The 25,869-nt window shown below is 59.1% G+C and carries 19 protein-coding genes and 1 pseudogene; 9 read left to right on the top strand and 11 right to left on the bottom strand.

Annotated features, from left to right (window positions below; translation table 11 throughout):
- Positions 1 to 23: 23 nt before the first annotated feature.
- From AB4O41_RS12725 to AB4O41_RS12685, 9 genes are all read right to left on the bottom strand, one after another.
- Complete coding sequence (locus tag AB4O41_RS12725) at positions 24 to 1,004, bottom strand: peptide ABC transporter ATP-binding protein (protein ID WP_427623390.1); 981 nt, start codon at positions 1,002 to 1,004, stop codon at positions 24 to 26.
- On the bottom strand, positions 1,004 to 1,972 hold the full coding sequence (locus AB4O41_RS12720; RefSeq protein WP_460147956.1) for an ABC transporter ATP-binding protein: 969 nt from the start codon (positions 1,970 to 1,972) through the stop codon (positions 1,004 to 1,006). The genes AB4O41_RS12725 and AB4O41_RS12720 overlap by 1 nt, the downstream gene beginning before the upstream one ends.
- A 10-nt stretch (positions 1,973 to 1,982) precedes the next feature.
- Entirely contained in the window at positions 1,983 to 2,894 is a 912-nt protein-coding gene (locus AB4O41_RS12715) for an ABC transporter permease subunit (RefSeq protein WP_460147955.1), read from the bottom strand.
- Positions 2,895 to 2,904: 10 nt separating this feature from the next.
- The gene (locus AB4O41_RS12710) at positions 2,905 to 3,915 is read right to left on the bottom strand and encodes an ABC transporter permease subunit (protein WP_054049982.1); all 1,011 of its coding nucleotides are present in this window, start codon (positions 3,913 to 3,915) and stop codon (positions 2,905 to 2,907) included.
- 73 nt (positions 3,916 to 3,988) lie between these two features.
- Positions 3,989 to 5,584 (bottom strand): ABC transporter substrate-binding protein, encoded by a 1,596-nt coding sequence (locus tag AB4O41_RS12705; RefSeq protein ID WP_460147954.1) that lies wholly within the window; start codon positions 5,582 to 5,584, stop codon positions 3,989 to 3,991.
- 75 nt (positions 5,585 to 5,659) lie between these two features.
- The gene (locus AB4O41_RS12700) at positions 5,660 to 7,075 is read right to left on the bottom strand and encodes an OprD family porin (RefSeq protein WP_460147953.1); all 1,416 of its coding nucleotides are present in this window, start codon (positions 7,073 to 7,075) and stop codon (positions 5,660 to 5,662) included.
- 170 nt (positions 7,076 to 7,245) lie between these two features.
- Positions 7,246 to 8,847, bottom strand: a complete 1,602-nt coding sequence (locus AB4O41_RS12695) for an ABC transporter substrate-binding protein (protein WP_460147952.1) — start codon at positions 8,845 to 8,847, stop codon at positions 7,246 to 7,248.
- 301 nt (positions 8,848 to 9,148) lie between these two features.
- A complete protein-coding gene (locus AB4O41_RS12690) occupies positions 9,149 to 10,774 on the bottom strand; it encodes an ABC transporter substrate-binding protein (RefSeq protein WP_460147951.1) in 1,626 nt (541 codons plus the stop codon).
- Between the two features lie 258 nt (positions 10,775 to 11,032).
- Positions 11,033 to 12,652, bottom strand: a complete 1,620-nt coding sequence (locus tag AB4O41_RS12685; protein WP_460147950.1) for an ABC transporter substrate-binding protein — start codon at positions 12,650 to 12,652, stop codon at positions 11,033 to 11,035.
- A 562-nt stretch (positions 12,653 to 13,214) separates the two neighbouring features.
- On the opposite strand from AB4O41_RS12685, the gene AB4O41_RS12680 reads away from it, so the two are divergent.
- Positions 13,215 to 13,586, top strand: coding sequence for a DUF6124 family protein (locus AB4O41_RS12680; RefSeq protein ID WP_367374158.1), 372 nt, complete (start codon positions 13,215 to 13,217; stop codon positions 13,584 to 13,586).
- Between the two features lie 210 nt (positions 13,587 to 13,796).
- Here AB4O41_RS12680 and AB4O41_RS12675 read toward each other — a convergent pair whose 3' ends face one another.
- Entirely contained in the window at positions 13,797 to 14,513 is a 717-nt protein-coding gene (locus AB4O41_RS12675; RefSeq protein ID WP_038978941.1) for an SIMPL domain-containing protein, read from the bottom strand.
- Between the two features lie 323 nt (positions 14,514 to 14,836).
- Here AB4O41_RS12675 and AB4O41_RS12670 point away from each other — a divergent pair, with 323 nt between their 5' ends.
- The 4 genes and pseudogenes from AB4O41_RS12670 to AB4O41_RS12655 all read left to right on the top strand — a co-directional run bounded on the left by AB4O41_RS12670 (position 14,837) and on the right by AB4O41_RS12655 (position 19,400).
- Entirely contained in the window at positions 14,837 to 16,099 is a 1,263-nt protein-coding gene (locus AB4O41_RS12670) for an ATP-binding protein (protein WP_460147949.1), read from the top strand.
- Positions 16,092 to 16,651: pseudogene (locus AB4O41_RS12665) on the top strand (response regulator transcription factor). Before AB4O41_RS12670 ends, AB4O41_RS12665 begins: the two are co-directional and overlap by 8 nt.
- 96 nt (positions 16,652 to 16,747) lie before the next feature.
- Positions 16,748 to 18,475 (top strand): ABC transporter ATP-binding protein/permease, encoded by a 1,728-nt coding sequence (locus AB4O41_RS12660; protein WP_460147948.1) that lies wholly within the window; start codon positions 16,748 to 16,750, stop codon positions 18,473 to 18,475.
- A gap of 178 nt (positions 18,476 to 18,653) precedes the next feature.
- Positions 18,654 to 19,400, top strand: a complete 747-nt coding sequence (locus tag AB4O41_RS12655; RefSeq protein WP_460147947.1) for a FadR/GntR family transcriptional regulator — start codon at positions 18,654 to 18,656, stop codon at positions 19,398 to 19,400.
- Positions 19,401 to 19,470: 70 nt separating this feature from the next.
- Here the strand turns inward: AB4O41_RS12655 and AB4O41_RS12650 are convergent, their stop codons facing one another.
- Positions 19,471 to 19,845 (bottom strand): hypothetical protein, encoded by a 375-nt coding sequence (locus AB4O41_RS12650; protein WP_460147946.1) that lies wholly within the window; start codon positions 19,843 to 19,845, stop codon positions 19,471 to 19,473.
- Between the two features lie 314 nt (positions 19,846 to 20,159).
- On the opposite strand from AB4O41_RS12650, the gene kdgD reads away from it, so the two are divergent.
- The 4 genes from kdgD to garD all read left to right on the top strand — a co-directional run bounded on the left by kdgD (position 20,160) and on the right by garD (position 25,691).
- The gene (gene kdgD / locus AB4O41_RS12645) at positions 20,160 to 21,071 is read left to right on the top strand and encodes a 5-dehydro-4-deoxyglucarate dehydratase (protein ID WP_460147945.1); all 912 of its coding nucleotides are present in this window, start codon (positions 20,160 to 20,162) and stop codon (positions 21,069 to 21,071) included.
- 73 nt (positions 21,072 to 21,144) lie between these two features.
- The gene (locus tag AB4O41_RS12640; RefSeq protein ID WP_460147944.1) at positions 21,145 to 22,590 is read left to right on the top strand and encodes an aldehyde dehydrogenase family protein; all 1,446 of its coding nucleotides are present in this window, start codon (positions 21,145 to 21,147) and stop codon (positions 22,588 to 22,590) included.
- A gap of 168 nt (positions 22,591 to 22,758) precedes the next feature.
- On the top strand, positions 22,759 to 24,126 hold the full coding sequence (locus AB4O41_RS12635) for an MFS transporter (protein ID WP_123355908.1): 1,368 nt from the start codon (positions 22,759 to 22,761) through the stop codon (positions 24,124 to 24,126).
- Positions 24,127 to 24,137: 11 nt separating this feature from the next.
- Positions 24,138 to 25,691 carry a galactarate dehydratase gene (gene garD, locus AB4O41_RS12630; protein WP_460147943.1) on the top strand — a complete coding sequence of 518 codons (1,554 nt, stop codon included), beginning with the start codon at positions 24,138 to 24,140 and terminating at the stop codon, positions 25,689 to 25,691.
- Positions 25,692 to 25,869: the final 178 nt, after the last annotated feature.

The following is a 25,869-nucleotide window of genomic DNA, read 5'->3' as shown; positions in this document are numbered from 1 at the left end:
CGAGCAAGCTCGCTCCCACATTTTTATGCCGCGCCGTCGAGGAATTGCTCGGCGTAGTGGCAAGCCACCTGGCGGGTGTCGACCAGGCGCAGCAGCGGTTCTTCGGTGGTGCAGCGCTCGGTCGCGTACGGGCAGCGCTTGTGGAAGGCGCAGCCGGATGGCGGGTTCAGCGGGTTGGGCAGTTCGCCGACGATCTTGATTTTCGGCTTGTCCGGATCCGGGTGGATGGTCGGAGTGGCCGACAACAGCGCCTGGGTGTACGGGTGCAGAGGGCGAGTGTAAATGTCCTCTTTCGGACCCATTTCCACCGGGCGACCGAGGTACATCACCATCACGTGATCGGCGACGTGACGCACCACGGCCAGGTTGTGGGAGATGAACACGTAGGCGGTGTTGAACTCTTGCTGCAAATCCATGAACAGGTTGAGTACCTGCGCCTGAATCGATACGTCCAGCGCCGAGGTCGGTTCGTCCGCGACCAGGACTTTCGGTTGCAGCATCATCGCGCGGGCCAGGGCAATCCGCTGGCGCTGACCGCCGGAGAACATGTGCGGATAGCGCTGGTAGTGCTCAGGCCGCAAGCCCACCTGTTTCATCATCGCCTGGACTTTCTCGCGACGTTCCGAGGCGCTCAGGTTGGTGTTGATCAGCAGCGGCTCGGCGAGTTGGTCGCCGACTTTCTGCCGTGGGTTCAGCGACGCGTACGGGCTCTGGAAAACCATCTGCACGTCTTTACGCAGCTGCTTGCGCTGAGCCTTGTCGGCGCCGGCGACTTCCTGCCCGGCGATTTTCAAGGAACCGGAGGACGGCTCTTCGATCAGCGTCAGGGCACGGGCCAGGGTGGATTTGCCGCAACCCGATTCGCCCACAACGGCGAGGGTTTTGCCGGCTTCCAGTTCGAACGACACACCGTTGAGGGCGCGCACGGTCGCATGACCCTTGAACAGGCCACGGGACACTTCGTAGTGACGGGTCAGGTTGCGGGCGGTAAGTACGACGGCCATTACGCCACCTCCTGATTCAACGGGTAGAAGCAGCGGGCGAGGCTGTTGCTTTTCGGGTCAAGGGCCGGACGCTGGGTGCGGCAGTTGTCCTGCACGTAGGGGCAGCGCGGTGACAACAGGCAGCCTTGCGGGCGGTCGTAGCGACCGGGAACGATGCCCGGCAGCGTCGACAGGCGCGCGGCACCCAGGCTGTGTTCCGGAATCGCCTTGAGCAACGCTTCGCTGTACGGGTGCGCCGGAATGTCGAACAGTTGTGGCACCTGACCGACTTCAACCGCTTGGCCGGCGTACATCACGCACACGCGCTGGGCGGTTTCGGCCACGACCGCGAGGTCGTGGGTGATCAGCACCAGGCCCATGTCGTGCTCTTTTTGCAGAGCCAGCAGCAGGTCCATGATCTGCGCCTGAATCGTTACGTCCAGCGCGGTGGTCGGTTCGTCGGCGATCAGCAGTTTCGGTTCGCCGGCAATCGCCATGGCGATTGCAACACGCTGGCTCATACCGCCGGAGAGTTGATGCGGGTAGGCGTCCATACGGCTGGCGGCACCCGGGATTTCCACTTTTTCCAGCAGTTCGATGGCGCGCTTGCGGGCGTCCTTTCTGGACATTTTCAGGTGCAGGCGCAGCACTTCTTCGATCTGGAAACCGACGGTGTAGCTCGGGTTCAGCGCGGTCATCGGGTCCTGAAACACCATGGCCAGGTCTTTGCCGACGATTTGCCGACGCTGACGGTTGCTGAGCTTGAGCATGTTCTTGCCGTCGAAATTCAGGGCGTCGGCAGTGACGATCCCCGGATGCTCGATCAGGCCCATCAGCGCCATCATGGTCACGGATTTACCCGAACCCGATTCGCCAACGATCGCCAGCACTTCGCCCTTGTCCACGGTAATGTCGAGACCGTCGACCACCGGAACGGCGTTGGCGTCGCCGAAGCGAACGTTGAGATTCTTGATTTCTAACAGGGACATTTGAATCTCCTCAGGCGGCGTTCTTGAGTTTCGGGTCCAGCGCATCGCGCAGGCCGTCGCCCATCAAGTTGATTGCCAGCACGCTGAGCAAAATGGTCAAACCAGGCAAGCTCACCACCCACCAGGCGCGTTCGATGTAGTCGCGAGCCGAAGCCAGCATGGTGCCCCATTCAGGCGTTGGCGGTTGTACGCCAAGGCCGAGGAAGCCCAGTGCCGCGGCATCGAGAATCGCTGAGGAGAAGCTCAAAGTGGCCTGGACGATCAGCGGCGCCATGCAGTTGGGCAGCACGGTGACGAACATCAGGCGTGGCAGACCGGCACCGGCCAGGCGCGCGGCGGTCACGTAGTCGCGGTTCAGCTCGCCCATCACCGCGGCGCGGGTCAGACGAACATAGGACGGCAACGAAACCACGGCGATGGCAATAATGGTGTTGATCAGGCCAGGGCCGAGGATGGCGACAATCGCCACGGCCAGCAGCAGGGACGGCAGGGCCAGCATGATGTCCATCAGACGCATGATGGTCGGGCCGAGCACGCGCGGAAAGAACCCGGCGAACAGACCCAAAAGGATGCCCGGAATCAGCGACATCACCACCGACGACAAGCCGATCAGCAGGGACAGGCGCGAACCGTTGATCAGCCGCGACAGCAGGTCGCGACCCAGTTCATCGGTGCCGAGCAGGAACTGGATTTGCCCACCTTCCAGCCAGGATGGCGGGGTCAGCAGAAAGTCGCGGAATTGCTCGCTTGGGTTATGTGGTGCGACCCATGGGGCGAAGATCGCGCAGAAGATTACCAGCAGCATGAACATCAGGCCGGCGACGGCGCCTTTGTTCCTGGAGAACGCGTGCCAGAATTCTTTATACGGGGACGGATATAGCAGGCTTTGATCGACTGCTACCGGTGTAGTGAGAGTGGTCATGGTCTTGATCTCAGCGCTGATGACGGATGCGTGGGTTGGCAAAGCCGTAGAGGATGTCCACCACGAAGTTGACCAGAATCACCAGGCAGGCGATTAACAGGATGCCGTTCTGCACCACGGGATAATCCCGTGCGCCAATGGCTTCGATCAGCCATTTGCCGATGCCGGGCCAGGAGAAAATGGTTTCGGTCAGGACTGCACCGGCCAGCAACGTGCCGACTTGCAGGCCGACCACGGTCAGGACCGGAATCAATGCGTTACGCAGGCCGTGAACGAACACCACGCGCGCCGGCGACAGGCCTTTGGCGCGGGCGGTACGGATGTAGTCTTCACGCAGCACTTCGAGCATCGACGAACGGGTCATCCGCGCGATCACCGCCAGCGGGATGGTGCCGAGCACGATGGCCGGCAGGATCAGGTGATGCAGGGCATCGAAGAACGCCCCGACGTCATCGGCCAGCAGCGTATCGATCAGCATGAAACCGGTGCGCGGCTCGATGTCGTAGAGCAGGTCGATCCGCCCGGACACCGGGGTCCAGCCCAGGCTCACCGAGAAGAACATGATCAGGATCAGGCCCCACCAGAAGATCGGCATCGAGTATCCCGCCAGGGAGATGCCCATCACCCCATGATCGAACAGGGATCCTCGCTTCAGTGCCGCAATCACCCCGGCCAGAAGGCCCAGGATGCCGGCGAACAACAGGGCGGCCATGGACAGCTCCAGGGTCGCGGGGAATAGAGAGCTGAACTCGGTCCAGACGCTTTCACGGGTACGCAGGGATTCGCCGAGATCGCCGTGGGCCAACTTGCCGATGTAATCCAGGTATTGGGCATACAGGGGTTTGTTCAGACCTAGGCGTTCCATTGCCTGAGCATGCATTTCGGGGTCGACTCTGCGTTCGCCCATCATTACTTCCACGGGGTCGCCTGGAATCATGCGAATCAACGCGAAAGTCAGCAAGGTGATGCCGAAGAACGTGGGGATCAGTAACCCCAATCGGCGGGCAATAAAACTAAACATCTTGTGTGGTACCTCATCAGCCGGTTAGGCGTGCCCGGCAGCGCTGGGATCAGCGATGCCGGGCGTTTCTTATCTACTTCACCTGGGTGGTGGCGAAGTTATTAGTGGTGAGGGGGCTAATGTGATAGCCCTCTACGTTGGTGCGCATTGCAGTGAACATACGGGTGTGCGCCATGCTGATCCACGGCTGGTCCTGATTGAAAATGGCCTGGGCCTGTTCGTAGAGCGCTGTGCGTTCGTCCGGGTTCACTTTCGCCCGTGCTTCGTCGATCAACGCCTGGAACTTTTCATTGCACCAGCGTGCATAGTTTTCGCCGTTTTTGGCGGCCTCACAACTGAGCATAGGCGTCAGGAAGTTATCCGGGTCGCCGTTATCGCCGGCCCATCCAGCAGACACCATATCGTGCTCGCCGTTTTTCGCGCGCTTGAGCATTTCGCCCCATTCCATGACACGAATATCGACCTTGATCCCGACTTTGGCCAGGTCGGCCTGCATCATCTGCGCGCCGAGCATCGGGTTCGGGTTGGTCGGGCCACCACCGTTACGGGTGAACAGGGTAAACGTGGTGCCTTCCGGTACGCCGGCTTCCTTGAGCAGGGCGCGAGCCTTGTCCAGATCCCGCGGCGGGTTGGTCAGTTTGTGGTTGTAGCCCAACAGGGTGTCCGGGTACGGGTTGACCGCCACGGTCGCATTGCCTTTGCCGAACAGCGCGTTGACGTACGCAGCCTTGTCGAAGGCGATGTCGATGGCTTTACGCACGCGCACGTCGCTCATGTACTTGTGAGTGGTGTTCATGGCGATATAGGAGACGGTCATTGCGTTCAGTTCATCGACCTTCAGCTTGTCGTCTTTCTTGATGCTCGGGATGTCATCCGGTTTCGGATACAGCGCGATCTGGCACTCGTTGGCCTTGAGCTTTTGCAGACGCACGTTGTTGTCGGTGGCAATCGCCAGAATCAGCGAATCAGCCGGTGGTTTGCCGCGGAAGTAGTCCGGGTTGGCCTTGAAGCGGACCTGAGCGTCCTTGGCGTAACGCTGGAAGACGAACGGGCCGGTGCCGATTGGCTTGTTGTTCAGGTCGCCGGCCTTATTGGCCTTGAGCAGCTGATCGGCGTATTCGGCGGAGTAGATCGAGGAGAAGGCCATGGCGATGTCGGCCAGGAACGGCGCTTCACGGCGGGTCAGAGTGAATTTGACCGTGTTGTCGTCGACTCTCTCGACGCTTTTGAGCAGCTCTTTGAAGCCCATGCTTTCAAAGTACGGGAAGCCCACGCTCGACAGTTTATGCCATGGGTGTTTCGGGTCCAGTTGACGCTGGAAGCTCCAGACCACGTCGTCGGCGTTCATGTCGCGGGTCGGCTTGAAGTAATCGGTGGTGTGAAACTTGACGCCTTTGCGCAGGTAGAAAGTGTAGGTCAGACCGTCGTCGCTGATGTCCCACGATTCGGCGAGTGCCGGAATCACTTCAGTGGTGCCGGGCTTGAAGTCCGCCAGACGATTGAAGATGGTTTCGGCCACCGCATCGGCTGTGACTGCAGTCGTGTACTGGACCATATCGAAGCCTTCCGGACTGGCTTCGGTACAGACCACCAAGGGTTTGGCCGAGACGCCGACGGCGACACTCAGCAACGCGGCAGCAATGGCCGCTCGTAGGGGAAGCATTTTCATCTAGAGCCCTCTGCAATCGGTTGAACAAAAAAACCAGGCGGCCGACTCGTCATGAGTCAGCCGCAGGCATGCGTTTTACAAAATGTTGAACGGAATGGTGGTCACGAGACGGAACTCGTTGAGGCTGCCATCCGCCTGGTTTTCGCTGGCGCGGTGAGCGGTGTAAGTCGCGCGGATTGCGGTGGCTTTGAGCGGGCCACTTTGTACGGCGTACGAAGCGCCGATGCCGTATTCATAGTGGGTTTCGCCGTCCATCGCCTTCACATCGGTGTAGCCGGTGCTGTTGTAGTGAGTACCGTCGATACCCCAGCCGCGAGCCTGGTAGATGTTGAACTTCAGGCCCGGCACGCCGTATTCGGCCATGTTCAGACCATAGGCGATCTGGAAGGACTTCTCGTTCGGACCGTTGAAGTCCGACAGCAGGGAGTTAGCCAGGTAGATGCCGTTGGTTTCGTGCAGGTAGTCGAAGTACTCGTTACCGTTCACTTCCTGGTACGAGAAGGTCAGGCTGTGAGCCAGGTGGGTCAGGCCGAACGACAGGGAGTAGGTGTCGTTGTCGATCTGGCCGAGCTTGGCTTTGCCTTCGTCCACGGTTTTGTAGTAGTTCAGGCCAGTGGTCAGGCTCAGGACGGAGCTATCACCCAGAACGTGGGTGGCGCCGAAGTAGTACTGGTTCCACAGGTCTTCAGCCTGGGTGCCCCAGAGGCTGGTGGTCAGGCTGGCGAATGGCTGGTACGTGATACCAGCGGTGTTCACGTGATCCGCTTCGGCATTGGTGTCACCGTATTCGGAACGGAACTTGCGCTGGCTCTCTTCGGTGCGCGGAGAGTTGCGGTCGAAGGTGGCCAGGTCGAAGGACAGATTTTCCAGTTCATCGCTGTGGATGGCCACACCTTCGAAGCTCGAAGGCAGCGCACGGTTGCCGATCACGTCGACTTGCGGGCTGCTGAAGTTCATGCGACCGGCCGTCAGGGTGGTGTTGGAGACACGAGCCTTGACGTTGGCCAGGCCCAGTTTGCTCCACTGCCCTTGAGCGTCGCCGCCTTCTTTGGTCAGGGTGCGGTTGTTACCGGCGCCAGGACGGGTGGTCGGTGCGCCACCGTTGTTGGACGCCAGGTCCTTGCGATCACGATCCAGAGCGATGGCATTGTAGGCCGCCACTTCGGTACTGAAGCCTACGGTGCCTTCAGTGAAGCCGGAGTTGTACTTGAGGATGGTGCCCTGAACCCAGTTGATACGACGGTCAGTCTGGCGAGTTTCACCACCCTGGCGGTAGTTGAGTTTGGCGCCCCGCTTGAACTGTTCGTTGGCATACCAGTTACGCGTGGTGCCGGTGATCGATTGCCCTTCGACAAAGCCTGTGGCTTCACTCTGAGCACTTTTCTCTTTTACGGTAACCGGGGTGAAAGCCTGACTCTGGGATTCAGCGTAAGCCGTGGCTGTCACGCTGCTGATGGCCAAGGCCAATAACACGGTGCTGCTCAGTTTCATGGGTGAAGCTCCTTACTTTCTTTTTTTAATGCCGGTCTTTTTTGGTGATCCGGCTATTTGGTTTAGAACTCACGCAGGCATCGCAAACGTTTGCTACAGGCCGGATTGGCGAATTACGGCAATACGCTTGCGTGAGGGCGGAATCCACCCCCAGCGTTCTGGCTAATTGGTTATTGGTCGATACTGACGCCCGAGAACACGTTACGACCGAAAGGACTCACCTTGAATCCTTCGACTTTGGCGCTCAACGGCTGGTTGACCGTCGAGTGGGCGACCGGCGTGATCGGTACCTGCTGCTTGAGGTACTGCTGCGCCTGTTTGTAGAGCACGGTGCGCTGGTCGCGATCGGTCACGACCTTGGCCTGCTTGATCAGCTTGTCGTAAGCCGGATCACACCACATGGAGTAGTTGTTGCCGCCAATGGCATCGCAGCTGTAAAGCGTGCCGAGCCAGTTGTCCGGATCACCATTGTCACCGGTCCAGCCGATCAGGCTGATGTCGTGCTCGCCGTTCTTGGTGCGCTTGATGTACTCGCCCCATTCGTAGCTGACGATCTTGACCTTGAGGCCGATCTTCGCCCAATCCGCCTGGAGCATTTCGGCCATCAGCTTGGCGTTGGGGTTATACGGACGCTGAACCGGCATGGCCCAGAGAGTGATTTCAGTGCCTTCCTTCACGCCGGCAGCCTTGAGTAGTTCCTTGGCTTTTTCCGGGTTATAGGCGGCGTCTTTAATCGTTTCGTCGTAGGACCATTGGGTCGGTGGCATGGCGTTGACCGCCAGTTGGCCGGCGCCTTGATAGACGGCGTTGAGAATGCCTCGCTTGTTCACCGCCATGTCCAGCGCCTGGCGCACTTCGAGCTGATCGAATGGTTTGTGCCGCACGTTATAGGCGATGTAACCGAGGTTGAAGCCGGGCTTCTCGATCAGTTGCAGTTTCGGATCGTTTTTCAACGCGGTTACGTCGGCCGGGCGCGGGTGCAGGGTGATCTGGCATTCGTTGGCCTTGAGTTTCTGCACGCGCACCGAAGCATCGGTGTTGATGGCGAAAATCAGGTTGTCGAGCTTGACCCGGCTCGGGTCCCAGTACTGTTTGTTGCCGCTGTAACGGATGTTGGAATCTTTCTGGTAGCTCTTGAACACGAACGGGCCAGTGCCGATCGGCTTCTGGTTGATGTCGCTCGGCTTGCCGGAGGTCAGCAACTGGTCGGCGTATTCGGCGGAAAGGATCGCGGCAAAGCTCATGGCGATGTTCTGGATGAACGCGGCGTCGACGCTGTTGAGCGTCATCACCACGGTCAGTGGCCCGGTCTTCTCGACCTTGGCGATGTTCTTGTTCAGGCTCATCCCGTTGAAATACGGGAACTCGGTCGGATAAGCCTTACGGAAGGGTTGCTGCGGATCGAGCATGCGATTGAAGGTGAACAGCACATCATCGGCGTTGAAATCGCGGGTCGGTGTGAAGTATTTGGTCGTGTGAAACTTCACCCCTTCGCGCAGGTGAAAGGTGTACTTGAGGCCGTCCTCGGAAATATCCCAGCTCGTTGCCAGACCTGGTACGACGTTGGTGGCGCCTTTTTCAAACTCTGCCAATCGGTTGTACAGCGGCTCGGCGGCGTCGTTATCGGTCGCAGTGGTGTACTGCGCCGTGTCGAAACCGGCGGGGCTGCCTTCGGAGCAGAACACCAGGCTGTTATTGGCGGCCTGGCTCATGGAAGTGACGGCCAGCAGGCCGGTGCTCAGCAATGCGGATAAAACCAAGGTATGGCGCATGACGCTCCCTCTTTTTGTAGTGTTATTCAATGCGCCGCGATCCCGTCCGGGGACGTTGTGGCTGCATTGAGTTCAAACCAATACGGGCAGCAAACCGATAGCCCACACAGTCACTGGTCAGAGCCCGACGGTAGGGGCCGTGGGTCTGGCAGTAAATGCGCTGAGTCCTAAAGACTCGTAGGAAAAGGCAACGCGTCCTAAGTCCTGCTGTACGAGACAGCGGATTTGGATGTAGGCAAATTCCTAGATTCTCGGCAGAAAAAAGCAGCGGCGACGCTGAAAACGTCGCCGCTGCCTTTTCTTATTTGCTGACGCTGACGCCGTAGAAGGAGTTCAAGCCAAACGGGCTGATCTTGAAGTCCTGCACGTTGTCGCGCATGGGTTGGAACACCGTCGAGTGAGCGATAGGTGTCATTGGAACGGCGTCTTTGAGGACGTGTTGCGCCTGCTTGTACAGTTCGGTGCGCTTGGCCTGATCGGTAGTGCGCTTGGCTTCCTTGACGATGCCGTCGAATTTCTTGTCGCACCACTTGGAGAAGTTGTTGCCGCTCAGCGAGTCGCAACCGAACAGCACGTTCAGCCAGTTGTCCGGGTCACCATTGTCGCCGCTCCAGCCGATGATCATCGCCTGGTTCTCGCCGCCTTTGGAGCGTTTGATGTACTCGCCCCATTCGTAGCTGGTGATCTTGACGTTCAGGCCGATCTTCTTCCAGTCGGACTGCAGCATTTCAGCCATCAGCTTGGCGTTCGGGTTGTACGGACGCTGTACCGGCATCGCCCACAGAACGATTTCGGTGCCTTCCTTGACGCCAGCTTCCTTGAGCAGCGCTTTGGCTTTCTCAGGGTTGTATGGCGCATCCTTGATGGTGGTGTCGTAGGACCATTGGGTCGGCGGCATGGCGTTGACGGCCAGTTGGCCTGCACCCTGATAAACCGAGTCGATGATCTGCGGCTTGTTGACTGCCATGTCCAGCGCCTGACGAACTCGCAGGTCGGCCAGCGGGTTCGGCTCGTTGCTGCCCTTGACCTTGTCCATCACGTTGTAGGCGATGTAACCCAGGTTGAAACCAGCCTGGTTAGGCACCTTCAACGTCTTGTCTTCTTGCAGCGCCTTCAGGTCGGCCGGACGTGGGAACAGCGTGATCTGGCACTCGTTCTTCTTCAGCTTCTGAATACGCACCGACGGGTCGGTGGTGATGGCGAAGATCAAGTTGTCGATCTTCACGTCGTCAGGCTTCCAGTAGTCCTTGTTCCCGGTGTAGCGGATGTTGGAGTCTTTCTGGTAGCTCTTGAATACGAACGGGCCAGTACCGACCGGCTTCTGGTTGATGTCGGCGGCTTTGCCTTCCTTGAGCAGCTGGGCAGCGTACTCGGCGGACTGGACTGAGGCGAAACTCATGGCCATGTTCTGAATGAACGCGGCATCAACTTCTTTGAGGGTGAACTTGACGGTTTTGTCGTCGACTTTATCGATCTTGGTGATGTTGGTATCCATCCCCATGTCGGTGAAGTACGGGAATTCAGTCGGGTACGCTTTGCGGAACGGGTCATCCTTGTTAATCATGCGATTAAAGGTGAACAGCACGTCGTCGGCGTTGAACTCACGAGTTGGCTTGAAGTACGGGGTGGTGTGGAACTTGACGCCTTCACGCAGGTGGAAGGTGTAAGTCAGGCCGTCATCGGAAATGTCCCACTTGGTTGCCAGGCCAGGAATAACGGCGGTACCGCCGCGCTCGAACTGAGTCAGGCGGTTGAACATGGTTTCTGCAGAGGCGTCGAAGTCGGTTCCGGTGGTGTACTGACCAGGATCAAAACCGGCCGGGCTCCCTTCGGAGCAAAACACCAGGTTAGTCGCAGCGACGGCGAAAGGTGCGCTGGCTAATAAGCTTGCGCCGACTAAAAACGGAATGACCGCGTGTTTAAGCATGGTGGCCTCATGATTGTTGTCATTTTTGGAATTAGAGGACGACCTCGTGAGTCGACCTGCGGATACTTATGCAGGGGCCATACCCAATGCAAGATCCTGAATGGCCACAAACCTTAAACAGTGGAACGAACGTACCTTAATGTCGCATATGTATAAATACTGAAGTATTTGACCATTTGCGCAGGTTTTTTACGGTGCAAATCGCGCACCGATAAGGGGCAACCGGGGGCGTCTCGCGCACCCGGTTGGAGCCTGGTGTTACTTATTTATACCCACTCCATAGAAGGGTGTGAGGCCGAACGGGCTGATCTTGAAGTCGGTCACTTCCTTGCGCAGTGGCTGGAACACCGTCGAATTCGCAATCGGTGTAATTGGCACCTGTTGCTTAAGGATTTGCTGTGCCTGTTGGTACAGATTGACCCGCTGCTGTTTGTCCGTGGACACCTTGGCTTGCTGCACCAGTTTGTCGTAGACCGGGTCGCACCACTTGGCGTAGTTGCTGCCTTTCACGGCGGCGCAGCTATAGAGCACGCCGAGCCAGTTGTCCGGGTCACCGTTGTCGCCGGTCCAACCGTAGATCATGGCGTCGTGTTCGCCATTCTTGGCGCGCTTGATGTACTCGCCCCATTCATAGCTGACGATGTTGGCCTTGATGCCGACTTTCTCCCAATCCTGCTGGATCATCTGCGCCGACATTCGCGCGTTGGGGTTGGAGGCGCGCTGCACGGTCATGGCCCACAAATCGATGGTGGTACCGGGCGCAACCCCTGCTTCTTTCAGCAGCGCGCGGGCTTTGGTCGGGTCGTGCGGTGCGTCTTTGATACTCGGGTCATAGGACCATTGCGCTGGCGGCAAAGCGTTCTGCGCCAGTTGCCCGGCACTCTGGTAGACGGCCTTGATGATCGCCGGTTTGTCGATTGCCATGTCCAGGGCCTGACGGACCTTGAGTTGATCCAGCGGTGGATGGGTTACGTTGTAGGCGAGGAAGCCAAGGTTGAAACCGGCCTGCTTGAGCACGATCAGATTCGGGTCTTTCTCCATCACTTCAATGTCTGCCGGGCGCGGGTAGCCGCTGACCTGGCACTCGCCGGCCTTGAGCTTCTGTAAGCGCACTGCGGCGTCCGGGGTGATCGAGAAAATCAGGTTATCGAGTTTCACGTCCTCGGGTTTCCAGTAGGCCTTGTTGGCCGCGTAGCGGATCTGCGAGTCCTTTTGATAGCGCTTGAACACGAAGGGGCCGGTGCCGACCGGTTTCTGGTTGAGGTCGGCGGCTTTGCCTTCTTTCAACAATTGCGCGGCGTATTCGGCGGATTGCACCGAGGCGAAACTCATGGCGAGGTTTTGCACGAACGCGGCGTCGATGTTGTTCAGGCTGAAGCGCACGGTGTGGTCGTCGAGTTTGTCGATGCTTTTGATCGTGGTGTTCAGGCCCATGTCGGTGAAGTACGGCGACTCGGCGGGGTAGGCTTTACGGAACGCATTCTGCGGGTCGAGCAGGCGCTGGAAGGTGAACAACACGTCATCGGCGTTGAAGTCGCGGGTCGGGGTGAAGTAATCGGTGGTGTGGAACTTCACGCCGTCGCGCAGGTGGAAGGTGTAGGTGAGACCGTCCTTGCTCACATCCCAACTTGTCGCTAATCCGGGCTCGACTTCGGTGCCGCCGCGTGTGAATTGAGTGAGGCGGTTGAAGACGGTTTCGGCGGAGGCGTCGAAGTCGGTGCCGCTGGTGTATTGGCTGGGGTCGAAGCCGGCGGGGCTGGCTTCGGAGCAGTAGACCAGGGTGGTGGCGGCTTGGGCGGCTTGGGCGGCTTGTGCAAGTGGTGCGGTTGTGGCTAGGGCGAGAGCGAGCAGAAGTGGTTTGACGGTGGTTCTTTCCATGGAGTCCCCGAGGGCTTGGCGGCGGTGTTTTCCTGAGGGTAGCGTTGTTGGTGGGGAGGGCGGAAATATCGTTTTTTGAGGGGGGACCCCTCTGTTGTGGCATACACCCTGGATCATTCGGAATCTCGGCGATCTTTTGATCTTGGCGGCCTGACAGCCGACCAATTCATTGCAGACATACACCGCTCCACTGTGGGAGCGGGCTTGCCCGCGATGGCGGCCTTACAGGCAACGATGTTTATTGGTTGGTAAAAACATCAGAACCTTCCCACATGTTTTTCAGGTTGTGCGTCGGAAGCGGGCTCCCTAGTCTTTGACTGTCGCTGCAAAACCAGCGAGCAGGTGTGGAAACCTGAACCTTAAGTAGTTGCATTGCATCACCACCGTAATCGTTGCCGATGTCTTCTTTCGTCTGCAAACTGCGTTATGGCGGCTGTGCGTGGGCAGACTTCGGTCTGGCCGGGTGCCTACTTACCGGTTTTCCACCCCGCGTACAGCTGCCACCTCTTTGTCGTGTGGAAACGACAAGCGGATGGCTCCCACTCAATAAGTAGGAGTTTTTATGGATAAGTTAATCCCCGACCCACCCTTCAACACCACCACACCCAACGCCGAAGCTTCGCGCACCGAAGAACTACTCAAAGACCGCGAAGCCATAAAACGTGCGCTCGACTACTACCTCGATCCGCCCAAACCTTACGCCGCAAAACCACGTCGCCCCAGCACGATGTTCCTGGTTTCCCCGGACAGCGACACTGAAAGTCTTCTGGTTCAAGCTTGCGAGTCATTGGCCTCGGCCAGTGTCCTGGCCAGTGATTTCGCCACAAACCTGATCGGCCCGCAGCGCAATACAGTATTGGCGATTCAACAGATCATCATGCTGGCGGAATTGGCGGTGAATCGGGCGCTGGATAATGTCGACCCGCAGTCTTAATCCTGAATCACCGCGTCATCGTTCATCGCAGGCAAGCCAGCTCCCACAGGCTCTGCATAGATCTTGAAATGTCGCATGACCTTGTGGGAGCTGGCTTGCCTGCGATGGCGGTCGTGTTTTCACCACAGGACTGACTAACCAGATTCTTCCGGCACAAAAAAACGGCGATCACTTCGGTGATCGCCGTTTTTTCATGTCCGGCTTATCGAATCACTGCATCAACACTTCAATCGCCCCATCCGCCGTCATGCTGACCTGGCTGGTACCGGCTTCAACTTCCGGAGTCACCGGCGCGGAATCCATGCCGGCAGCTTTCATCATCATCGGCCCGCGCATGTACGGTTGTGGATAACCGTTGCTGTTGAGGTTCAGGTTGACGATTTTGTAGCTCTTGCCGCCCAGGGCGTCGGTGGCCAGTTGGGCGCGGGACTTGAAGGCGGTCACGGCTTCTTTGAGCAGGGCGTCTTCGCTGGCCTTGCGGGTTGGGGTGGCGATGGCGAAGTCCATGCCGCCCATTTTCAGGTCGGTGAGCAGTTCGCCGGTGAGTTTGGACAGGGCGGCGAAGTCCGAGCTTTCCAGGCGCAGTTCGGCGCGTTCACGCCAGCCGGTGATTTTCTGGCCTTTGGTGTCGTAGATCGGGTAGCTGTTGCGGCTGCCCTGACGCAGGGTGATGTCTTTGACTTCTTTAGCCTGGGCCAGTGCTTTGTTCATGGTGGTGCTGACGTCGGCGGCGAGTTTGGCCGGGTCGGTGTTTTGCTCTTCGGTGTAGAGGGTCACGATCATCAGGTCGCGGGCCACTTCCTGGCTGACTTCGGCGCGCAGGGAGATCTGGTTGTAATGCAGTTCGTCGACGGCCAGGGCCGGGAGGCTGACGACGGTGCCAACGCTTAAGGCAAGAAGGGCGGCGCTGCGGCGCAATGTGTGCATGAAAAGCTCCTTGGACGATGCGCAGGGGTTAAGGTCCGAACCTGCATGAAACCATCAGACTCTAGCTTCAATGGTCCGGTTCGCACAGTTACAACTTCTATACAGATAGATCGTAGGTGACCGCTGCGCGGTCAATCGCGGGCAAGCCACGCTCCCACAGGGGAATGCATTCCATTGTGGGAGCGTGGCTTGCCCGCGATGGCGGCGTCATAGACGCCGCAATTCGTTCCTGCCATGTGGCCGTTTGCCGCACTTTTGCCTGCCAGACCCCGTGCTTGGTTATACTCCGTGCGATCCGCCTGGAGCGCTCATCAGGAGAGCTCATGCTCGCCCCCGTTCAAATCACTTCCGCCACTCGCCAGAACCTCTGGCGACTCACGTTCATCCGCACGTTGGTGTTGGCCGCTCAGGCCGGTTCCGTAGGCCTGGCCTACTGGTTCGACCTGCTGCCGTTACCCTGGCTGCAATTGGCGATCACCCTCGGTTTTTCCATGGTGCTCTGCGCGCTGACCGCGATTCGTCTACGCACGTCGTGGCCGGTGACCGAACTCGAATACGCCGTGCAGCTGGCCTGCGACCTGTTTATCCACAGTGCCTTGCTGTACTTCTCCGGCGGTTCGACCAATCCGTTCGTCTCTTATTACCTGGTGCCGCTGACCATTGCCGCCGTGACGCTGCCGTGGCGATATTCGGTGATTCTGTCGGGTATCGCGTTGGCGCTTTATACGTTGCTGTTGGCGCGGTTCTATCCGCTGGAAACGTTCCCGATCGCCCGGGAGAACTTGCAGATTTACGGCATGTGGCTGAGCTTCGCCCTGGCCGCAGCGGTCATCACGTTCTTCGCCGCCCGGATGGCCGAAGAGCTGCGTCGTCAGGAGGAACTGCGCGCCATTCGTCGCGAAGAAGGCCTGCGCGATCAGCAATTGCTGGCCGTCGCGACCCAGGCTGCCGGCGCCGCCCATGAATTGGGCACACCGCTGGCGACCATGAGCGTGTTGCTCAAGGAAATGCGTCAGGACCATCCCGACCCGCTGTTACAGGACGATTTGAGCGTGCTGCAGGATCAGGTCAAACTCTGCAAAGAAACCTTGCAGCAGTTGGTTCGGGCGGCGGAAGCCAATCGTCGTCTGGCGGTGGAGATGCAGGACGTCACTGACTGGCTCGACGAAGCCCTGAACCGCTGGCACCTGATGCGCCCGGAAGCCAGTTATCGCTTCCAGCGCCTGGGCCAGGGGGCCGTGCCGCGCATGGCGCCGCCGCCGGACCTGACCCAAGCCCTGCTGAATTTGCTGAACAACGCCGCCGATGCGTGCCCCGAAGGCTTACAAGTGACCCTGGACTGGAATGCCGAGGATTTGACCATCAGCATTCGCGACCATGGCGCCGGCGTGCCATTGGCCATTGCCGAGCAGATTGGCAAACCGTTTTTTACCACCAAGGGCAAAGGTTTCGGCCTGGGCCTGTTTTTGAGCAAGGCCAGCGTGACACGCGCCGGCGGCTCAGTGAAACTCTACAGTCATGAGGAAGGTGGCACGCTTACCGAGCTGCGCCTGCCCCGTGTCGCCCGAGGAGACGAACATGAGTGACGAGATCCAAGTCGAAGGCGAAGAACTGCCGCATTTGCTGCTGGTAGACGACGACGCAACCTTTACCCGCGTGATGGCCCGCGCCATGGCCCGCCGTGGTTTTCGCGTCAGCACAGCAGGTTCCGCCGAAGAAGGCCTGACTATCGCCCAGGCCGACATCCCGGATTACGCCGCCCTTGATCTGAAAATGGACGGCGACTCGGGTCTGGTGTTGCTGCCCAAACTGCTCGAACTCGACCCGGAAATGCGCGTGGTGATCCTAACCGGTTACTCGAGCATTGCCACCGCCGTCGAGGCGATCAAGCGCGGTGCCTGCAATTACCTGTGCAAACCGGCGGACGCCGATGACGTGCTGGCCGCGTTGCTCTCCGAGCACGCCGACCTCGACACGCTGGTGCCGGAAAACCCGATGTCCGTGGACCGTCTCCAGTGGGAGCACATCCAGCGCGTACTGACCGAGCACGAAGGCAACATCTCCGCGACTGCCCGCGCCTTGGGCATGCACCGCCGCACGCTGCAGCGCAAACTGCAAAGCGTCCGGTCCGTCGCTGAACCGGCGCTGAACAATTGTTGTCACACCTCGTTACAAGCCGGGTCGATCATTTATGATCGGCCCGTGTGTGTTCTTTTCTTTATCGAGCCTTATCCATGAATCAGAACGCTGAATATTCCGCGGTCAACGATGCTGTGCGCGGGCAGTTTTTTCGCAAAGTCTGGGCGATGACCACGCCTTACTGGCGCAGCGAAGAGAAGGGCAAGGCCTGGACGTTGCTGATCGCAGTGATCGCGCTGTCATTGTTCAGCGTGGCGATTTCAGTGTGGCTCAACAGTTGGTACAAGGACTTTTACAACGCCTTGCAGAAGAAGGACGAAGCGGCGTTCTGGCAGTTGATTCTGTACTTCTGCGGCATCGCGGCGGTGGCGATCCTTGGCGCAGTGTATCGTCTGTACCTGACCCAGATGCTGACCATCCGCTGGCGGGCGTGGCTTACCGAAAAACACTTCGCCCGTTGGCTCGGCAACAAGAACTACTACCAGCTGGAGCAGGGCGGTTACACCGATAACCCGGACCAGCGGATTTCCGAAGACCTCAACACGTTTACCACTACGACCCTGAGCCTCAGTATCGGGCTGATCCGCACCGTGGTGAGCCTGGTGTCGTTCTCGATCATTTTGTGGGGCGTCTCGGGCAGCATCGAGGTGCTTGGTTTCACCATTCCCGGTTACATGTTCTGGTGCGCGCTGGTGTATGCGATGGTCGGCAGTTGGCTGACGCACTTGATCGGCAAACGGTTGATCGGCCTGAACAATAACCAGCAGCGCTTTGAGGCCGACCTGCGTTTCTCCATGGTGCGGGTGCGCGAAAACGCCGAAAGCATCGCCTTGTACAACGGCGAGCCGAACGAAAACCGGCGCTTGAGCAACCGCTTCGGGCTGGTCTGGCACAACTTCTGGGACATCATGCGCGTGTCCAAACGCCTGACTTTCTTCACCTCGGGGTATGGCCAGATCGCGATCATTTTCCCGTTCATCGTTGCGGCGCCGCGTTACTTCACCGGCAAGATCGAACTCGGTGAGCTGATGCAAATCAACTCGGCCTTTGGCAACGTGCAGGAGAACTTCAGCTGGTTCATCAACGCGTATACGGATCTGGCGGCATGGCGCGCCACGAGTGATCGTCTGCTGAGTTTCCGCCAGGCCATGACCGACAATGAAGAACGCGCACCGGCCATCGACGTGCAGAATCAGGGCTCGGCATTGAGGGTGCATAACCTCGGCCTCGATCTCGCTGATGGTCGTCACTTGCTGACCAACGCCGACATGACCGTGGAGGAGGGCGAGCGCGTCATGCTCAGCGGTCGTTCCGGCAGCGGCAAATCGACGTTGCTGCGGGCGATGGGGCACCTTTGGCCGGCCGGCCACGGCAGCATCCGTCTGCCGATGGGGCGTTATCTGTTCCTGCCGCAAAAACCCTATCTGCCGATTGGCACCCTGCGCGAGGTCCTGAGTTATCCACAGCCGGGCGACACCTACCCGCACGAGCGTTACGTCCATGTGCTGGAAACCTGTCGCTTGCCGCATCTGGTATCGCGTCTGGATGAAGCCAATCACTGGCAGCGCATGCTCTCGCCGGGCGAGCAGCAACGTCTGGCCTTTGCCCGTGCGCTGCTGTATGCGCCGCAATGGCTGTACATGGACGAAGCCACCTCGGCGATGGACGAAGAGGATGAAGCGTCGCTGTATCAGGCATTGATCGATGAATTGCCGGGGCTGAGCATCGTCAGCGTCGGGCATCGCAGCAGCCTGAAGCGTTTCCATCCACGGCATGTGCGCATCGAAAATGGGCATCTGGTGGACCAAACCGTGACCGCATAAACACCACTTGACCTGTGGGAGCGTGGCTTGCCCGCGATGGCCTCGACGCGGTTCACCTGCAGAACCGCGTTATCGTTCATCGCGGGCAAGCCACGCTCCCACAGGGAGTGGTGGTGATCGTACAACCGCGTTGAGCTATGATGCGGATTCAGCCGAATTTTCGAGACAGACGTTCACCATGGAAAACCCGATCGACGCACCTCGCCTCCCTCGCAAGCGCCGCAGCCTCGCTCAGGAGCTGGTGACGGTGCTGTCTGAGCAGATCCGCGACGGTCATCTCAAACGTGGCGACAAGTTGCCCACCGAGTCGGCGATCATGGATGCCCATGGCGTCAGCCGCACTGTGGTGCGCGAAGCGATTTCCCGTTTGCAGGCCGCCGGGCAGGTTGAAACCCGTCACGGCATCGGCACCTTCGTGCTCGACACGCCAAGCCCGAGCGGTTTCCGTATCGATCCGGCCACCGTGGTGACCTTGCGCGACGTGTTGGCGATTCTGGAATTGCGCATCAGCCTGGAAGTGGAATCCGCCGGCCTTGCCGCGCAACGCCGCAGTCCTGAGCAGTTGGCGTTGATGCGAGCGTCGCTGGACGCGCTGAATGAAAGCGCCTCCCACGCCAGCGATGCGGTGGCTTCGGACTTCCAGTTCCACCTGCAAATTGCCCTTGCCACCGGCAACCGCTACTTCACCGACATCATGACCCACCTGGGTACCAGCATCATTCCGCGCACGCGCCTGAATTCTGCGCGTCTGGCCCATGATGATCAGCAGCACTATATGAGTCGACTGAGTCGCGAGCATGAAGAGATTTATGACGCAATTGCCCGCCAGGATTCCGATGCGGCGCGGGCGGCGATGCGGTTGCATTTGACGAATAGCCGCGAGCGGTTGCGCCAGGCGCATGAAGAAGCGCAGGCGCAGCGCTGATTACGTCTTATCGATGAACGATCAACACTAAAATGCGCCTGACCGGTAAACGGTCAGACGCGAAAAGGGGTCAGGCTTCGACGTACAGTCTCAGGGACTCCGAACACGGCTCCAGACTAGACTCATCCGCAAATTTGTAACGCAATTCAATTTCTGTGTTCCGGTACTTTTCCAGTTCCGCTTTCGGAATTCGCAGCTCAATTCCCTTCCGTTTTACCACATCGTCACTGGCCTCATCCCAGACGCCGGTAGGCTCTGCGAGGCCCTCCCAATCTGGTGCTTCCGTATCTGCCCCGAGGATTGGATAGACATCCCAGTTCGGCGGAATATCGTTCGGATCCGGGACGCGGACGATCAAGGAATCATTCAAGTTTGACAGTTTGACGGTTGCTTTGTCGGGGGCATGAGACGGGAACCGGGGAAGAACCGGGATGGCAAAAGTCATGAAATCGCTCTCCTTGCGAAATCTGCCACGATCCATTCATGGCAGTGGTCACACTGTACGTGGCGCATTCGCAGCGTGCCGAGAACGATTTTGACCAGGCATGTCAGCGCAAGGCTCCAGGCCCGCCCCGCGTTTATCCACAACTGTCCGGGCATCTATCGTTGGCCGGTTTCCAGTCCCTTTTCCGACGTAAATTTCGCGGCTCGCGATGAAATGCAGTTGACGGTTGTATTTTAAGTTGTACGATGACCTACAACTTCGGCGAAGGCTGAACGGTTTTCTCACACAACGTTGCTACCCAGGGTGTTCGAATAATGAATCCACAAGAACTGAAGTCCATCCTCTCCTCCGGCCTGCTGTCATTCCCGGTCACCGACTTCAATGCTCAGGGCGATTTCCATCGCGCGGGCTATATCAAACGTCTCGAATGGCTGGCCCCATACGGCGCCTCGGCATTGTTCGCCGCGGGCGGCACCGGTGAGTTCTTCTCTCTGGCGGCCAGCGAATATTCGGAAATCATCAAGACTGCCGTCGACACTTGCGCCACCAGCGTGCCGATTCTTGCAGGTGTCGGTGGCGCAACTCGTCAAGCCATCGAATACGCTCAAGAAGCCGAGCGCTTGGGCGCCAAAGGCCTGTTGCTGCTGCCGCACTACCTGACCGAAGCCAGCCAGGACGGTGTTGCCGACCACGTTGAAGCGGTATGCAAATCGGTAAAAATCGGCGTGGTGGTTTACAACCGTAATGTCTGCCGCTTGACCGCTCCTTTGCTGGAACGTCTGGCCGAGCGCTGCCCGAACCTGATCGGTTACAAGGATGGCCTGGGCGATATCGAGCTGATGGTGTCGATCCGTCGCCGCCTCGGTGATCGCTTCAGCTACCTGGGTGGTTTGCCGACCGCTGAAGTCTACGCCGCGGCTTACAAGGCGCTGGGCGTGCCGGTTTACTCCTCGGCGGTGTTCAACTTCATCCCGAAAACCGCGATGGATTTCTACCACGCCATCGCCCGCGACGATCACGCCACCGTCGGCAAGATCATCGACGACTTCTTCCTGCCGTACCTGGACATCCGTAACCGCAAGGCCGGTTACGCTGTGAGCATCGTCAAGGCCGGGGCGAAAATCGCCGGTTATGACGCAGGTCCTGTGCGTGCGCCGCTGACCGATCTGACGGGCGAAGAGTACGAAATGCTCGCCGCGCTGATCGACAAGCAAGGTGCGCAATAACACCCCACAAAACCAGGGCCGCTGAGCAATCAGCGGCTTTTTGCGTGAGGACTTCTTTTTAAAGGAGCAGCCCGTGGCTGATTCAATGCGTTTCGATAACTACATCAACGGCGAATGGGTGGCGGGCAGTGATTACTGCGCCAACATCAACCCGTCCGAGCTGACCGATACCATCGGCGATTACGCCAAGGCTGATCTGGCTCAGGTCCACGCCGCCATCGACGCCGCTCGCGCCGCGTTCCCGGCCTGGTCCACTTCGGGCATTCAGGCACGTCACGATTCACTGGATAAAGTCGGTACTGAAATCCTCGCCCGTCGCGAAGAGCTGGGCACTTTGCTGGCCCGGGAAGAGGGAAAGACTCTGCCCGAAGCCATCGGCGAGGTGACTCGCGCCGGCAACATCTTCAAGTTCTTCGCCGGTGAATGCCTGCGCCTGTCCGGCGACTATTTGCCGTCGGTGCGTCCGGGTGTCAACGTTGAAGTGACCCGTGAAGCGTTGGGTGTGGTCGGCCTGATCACCCCGTGGAACTTCCCGATCGCGATCCCTGCATGGAAAATCGCTCCGGCCCTGGCTTACGGCAACTGCGTCGTGCTGAAACCTGCTGATCTGGTTCCGGGCTGTGCCTGGGCGCTGGCGGAAATCATCTCCCGCGCAGGCTTCCCGGCCGGCGTGTTCAACCTGGTGATGGGCAGCGGTCGCGTGGTTGGCGATGCGCTGGTGCAGAGCCCGAAAGTCGATGGCATCAGCTTCACCGGTTCCGTGGGCGTGGGTCGCCAGATCGCTGTCAGCTGCGTGTCGCGTCAGGCCAAGGTTCAGCTGGAAATGGGCGGCAAGAACCCGCAGATCATTCTCGATGACGCCGACCTCAAGCAAGCGGTCGAGCTGTCGGTACAGAGCGCGTTCTATTCCACCGGCCAGCGTTGCACCGCGTCGAGCCGCTTCATCGTCACCGCCGGGATTCACGACAAATTCGTCGAAGCCATGGCCGAGCGCATGAAGTCGATCAAGGTTGGCCACGCGCTGAAAACCGGCACTGATATCGGTCCGGTCGTCTCGCAGGCTCAGCTTGAACAAGACATGAAGTACATCGACATCGGCCAGTCCGAAGGTGCGCGTCTGGTCAGTGGCGGTGGTCTGGTGACGTGCGACACCGAAGGCTACTTCCTCGCGCCGACGCTGTTTGCCGACAGCACAGCGGCGATGCGTATTAGCCGCGAAGAGATCTTCGGCCCGGTGGCCAATATCGTTCGCGTCGTCGATTACGAGGCGGCGCTGGCCATGGCCAATGACACCGAGTTCGGCCTGTCGGCGGGCATCGCTACCACGTCGCTGAAGTATGCCAACCACTTCAAGCGCCACTCCCAGGCCGGGATGGTGATGGTCAACCTGCCGACCGCCGGCGTGGATTACCACGTTCCGTTCGGTGGGCGTAAAGGTTCATCCTATGGATCACGTGAGCAAGGTCGCTATGCGCAAGAGTTCTACACGGTCGTGAAGACTGCCTACATCGGTTCCTGATACACCGCAGTACCTGTGGGAGCTGGCTTGCCTGCGATAGCATCACCGCGTTGAGACTGACTCTGCGCGGTGCCTGCATCGCGGGCAAGCCCGGCTCCCACAAAAGCCAGATACGACAAAGAAATTGTTATTACCCGCATAAAAATAATCAGTGGGAGTACATCTACAATGCAATCGACCAAGCCGACTCACGTCCGCTATTTGATCCTGCTCATGCTGTTTCTGGTGACTACGATCAACTACGCCGACCGGGCCACCATCGCAATCGCCGGCTCCAGCCTGCAAAAAGACCTCGGTATCGACGCGGTCACCCTCGGTTATATCTTCTCCGCATTCGGTTGGGCCTATGTGGCCGGGCAAATTCCCGGTGGCTGGCTGCTGGACCGTTTCGGTTCGAAAAAAGTCTATGCGCTAAGTATCTTCACCTGGTCGCTGTTCACCGTGCTGCAGGGCTATGTCGGTGAGTTCGGCATGTCCACGGCGGTGGTTGCGCTGTTCATGCTGCGCTTTTTGGTGGGCTTGGCCGAAGCGCCATCCTTCCCCGGCAACGCACGCATCGTGGCGGCCTGGTTCCCGACCGCTGAACGCGGGACAGCGTCTGCAATCTTCAACTCGGCGCAATATTTCGCCACCGTGTTGTTCGCTCCGCTGATGGGCTGGATCGTGTATTCCTTCGGCTGGCAGCATGTGTTCATCGTCATGGGCGTAATCGGCATCATCTTCTCGGGGATCTGGCTGAAGGTTATCCACAGCCCGCGCCAACACCCGATGATCAACGACGCCGAGTTCAAGCACATCGCCGACAACGGCGGCATGGTCGACATGGACTCGGACAAAGGCAAAGGCAAAAAGGGCGACGGTCCGAAGTGGGATTACATCCGCCAACTGCTGACCAACCGCATGATGCTCGGCGTGTATCTGGGCCAGTATTGCATCAACGGCATCACTTATTTCTTCCTGACCTGGTTCCCGGTGTACCTGGTGCAGGAGCGCGGCATGACCATCCTCAAGGCCGGTTTCATTGCCTCGCTGCCGGCGATCTGCGGGTTTATCGGTGGTGTGCTCGGCGGGGTGATTTCCGATTACCTGCTGCGTAAAGGCCATTCGCTGACCTTCGCCCGCAAGGCGCCGATCATCGCTGGCCTGCTGGTTTCCAGCAGCATCGTGGCTTGCAACTATGTGGACGTTGAATGGATGGTCGTCGGCTTCATGGCCCTGGCGTTTTTCGGCAAAGGCGTGGGTGCGTTGGGCTGGGCGGTGGTGTCCGATACTTCGCCGAAACAGATCGCCGGTCTCAGCGGTGGCCTGTTCAACACCTTCGGCAACATCGCGTCGATCACCACGCCGATCGTTATCGGTTACATCATCAGCTCCACCGGCTCGTTCAAGTGGGCGCTAGTGTTCGTCGGTTGCAACGCGCTGGTAGCCGTTTTCAGCTATCTGGTGATCGTTGGCCCGATCAAACGTGTGGTGCTCAAAGAGCCGCCAGTCAGCGGTCCTGAAACCAACAATAAGTTATCTGAAGCGCATTCCTGAGGAGCGGCGTCATGCAGTTGATTGAACATTCCGACTCGCCGCGCTACATCCGCCTGCACGAGCGGGACAATGTGGTGATCGTGGTCAACGATCAGGGCGTGCCGGCCGGCACTGAATTCCCCGATGGCCTGGTCACCGTGGATTTCGTGCCGCAGAGCCACAAGGTCACGCTCGAGGACATTCCCGAGGGTGGCCAGGTGATTCGTTACGGCCAGACCATTGGCTACGCGTTGCAGCCGATTCCTCGCGGCAGCTGGGTCAAGGAAGATCAACTGCGCATGCCGACCGCGCCGCCGCTGGACAGCCTGCCGCTGTCCACCGAAGTGCCGGTCGCGCAGGCACCGCTGGAAGGCTTCACCTTCGAGGGTTATCGCAACGCCGACGGCACCGTCGGCACGCGCAACATTCTCGGCATCACCACCACCGTGCAATGCGTCACCGGCGTGCTGGATCACGCGGTGAAGCGCATCAAGGACGAGTTGCTGCCCAAGTACCCGAACGTCGATGACGTGGTGGCGCTGACCCACAGTTACGGCTGTGGTGTGGCGATCACCGCCACCGATGCGTACATCCCGATTCGTACCGTGCGCAACCTGGCGCGCAACCCGAACCTGGGTGGCGAAGCGCTGGTGATCAGCCTGGGCTGCGAGAAATTGCAGGCCGGGCAGGTGATGCACGAGAACGACAGTTCGGTGGATTTAAGCGAGCCGTGGTTATACCGCTTGCAGGATTCCAGCCACGGTTTTACCGAGATGATCGAGCAGATCATGGCGCTGGCCGAGACTCGTTTGAAGAAGCTCGATCTGCGTCGCCGGGAAACCGTGCCAGCGTCCGAGCTGATCCTCGGCATGCAGTGCGGCGGCAGCGATGCGTTCTCTGGTATCACTGCCAACCCGGCACTCGGTTATGCCTCGGACCTGTTGTTGCGGGCGGGGGCGACGGTGATGTTTTCCGAAGTCACCGAAGTCCGGGACGCGATTTACCTGCTGACGTCCCGGGCAGAAACCGAGGAAGTGGCTCAGGAACTGGTGCGGGAAATGGACTGGTACGACCGTTACCTGGCCAAGGGCGAAGCGGATCGCAGCGCCAATACCACGCCGGGAAACAAGAAGGGCGGTTTGTCGAACATTGTCGAGAAGTCCCTGGGCTCGATCGTCAAATCCGGTAGCAGCGCGATCAACGGGGTGCTTGGCCCTGGCGAGCGCTTCAAACGCAAAGGGCTGATTTTCTGCGCGACCCCGGCCAGTGATTTTGTCTGCGGGACGTTGCAGTTGGCGGCGGGGATGAACCTGCATGTGTTCACCACCGGGCGGGGTACGCCTTATGGGTTGGCGATGGCACCGGTGGTGAAGGTGTCGACCCGCACAGAACTGGCGCAACGCTGGCCGGACCTGATCGACATCGATGCCGGGCGGATTGCCACCGGGCGGGCGTCGATTGAAGACCTTGGCTGGGAGTTGTTCCACTACTACCTGGACGTGGCCAGCGGCAAGAAACAGACGTGGGCGGAGCAGCATAAGCTGCATAACGACATTACCTTGTTCAACCCGGCGCCGATTACCTGAGACCGAGTGATCGTTCATCGCGGGCAAGCCCGCTCCCACAGGGATCTTCGGTGTTCACTAAATTTGATTAACAACACTGAAACCTGTGGGAGCGGGCTTGCCCGCGATGGCGATCTACCAGACGGCAGGGGACTTGGTGGCTTATCATTAGCCCCCTAACGACGCCCACCCAAGGTTC

The organism is Pseudomonas sp. S2_A02 (assembly GCF_054668495.1).
This window is presented reverse-complemented; position numbering and strand designations above follow the sequence as displayed.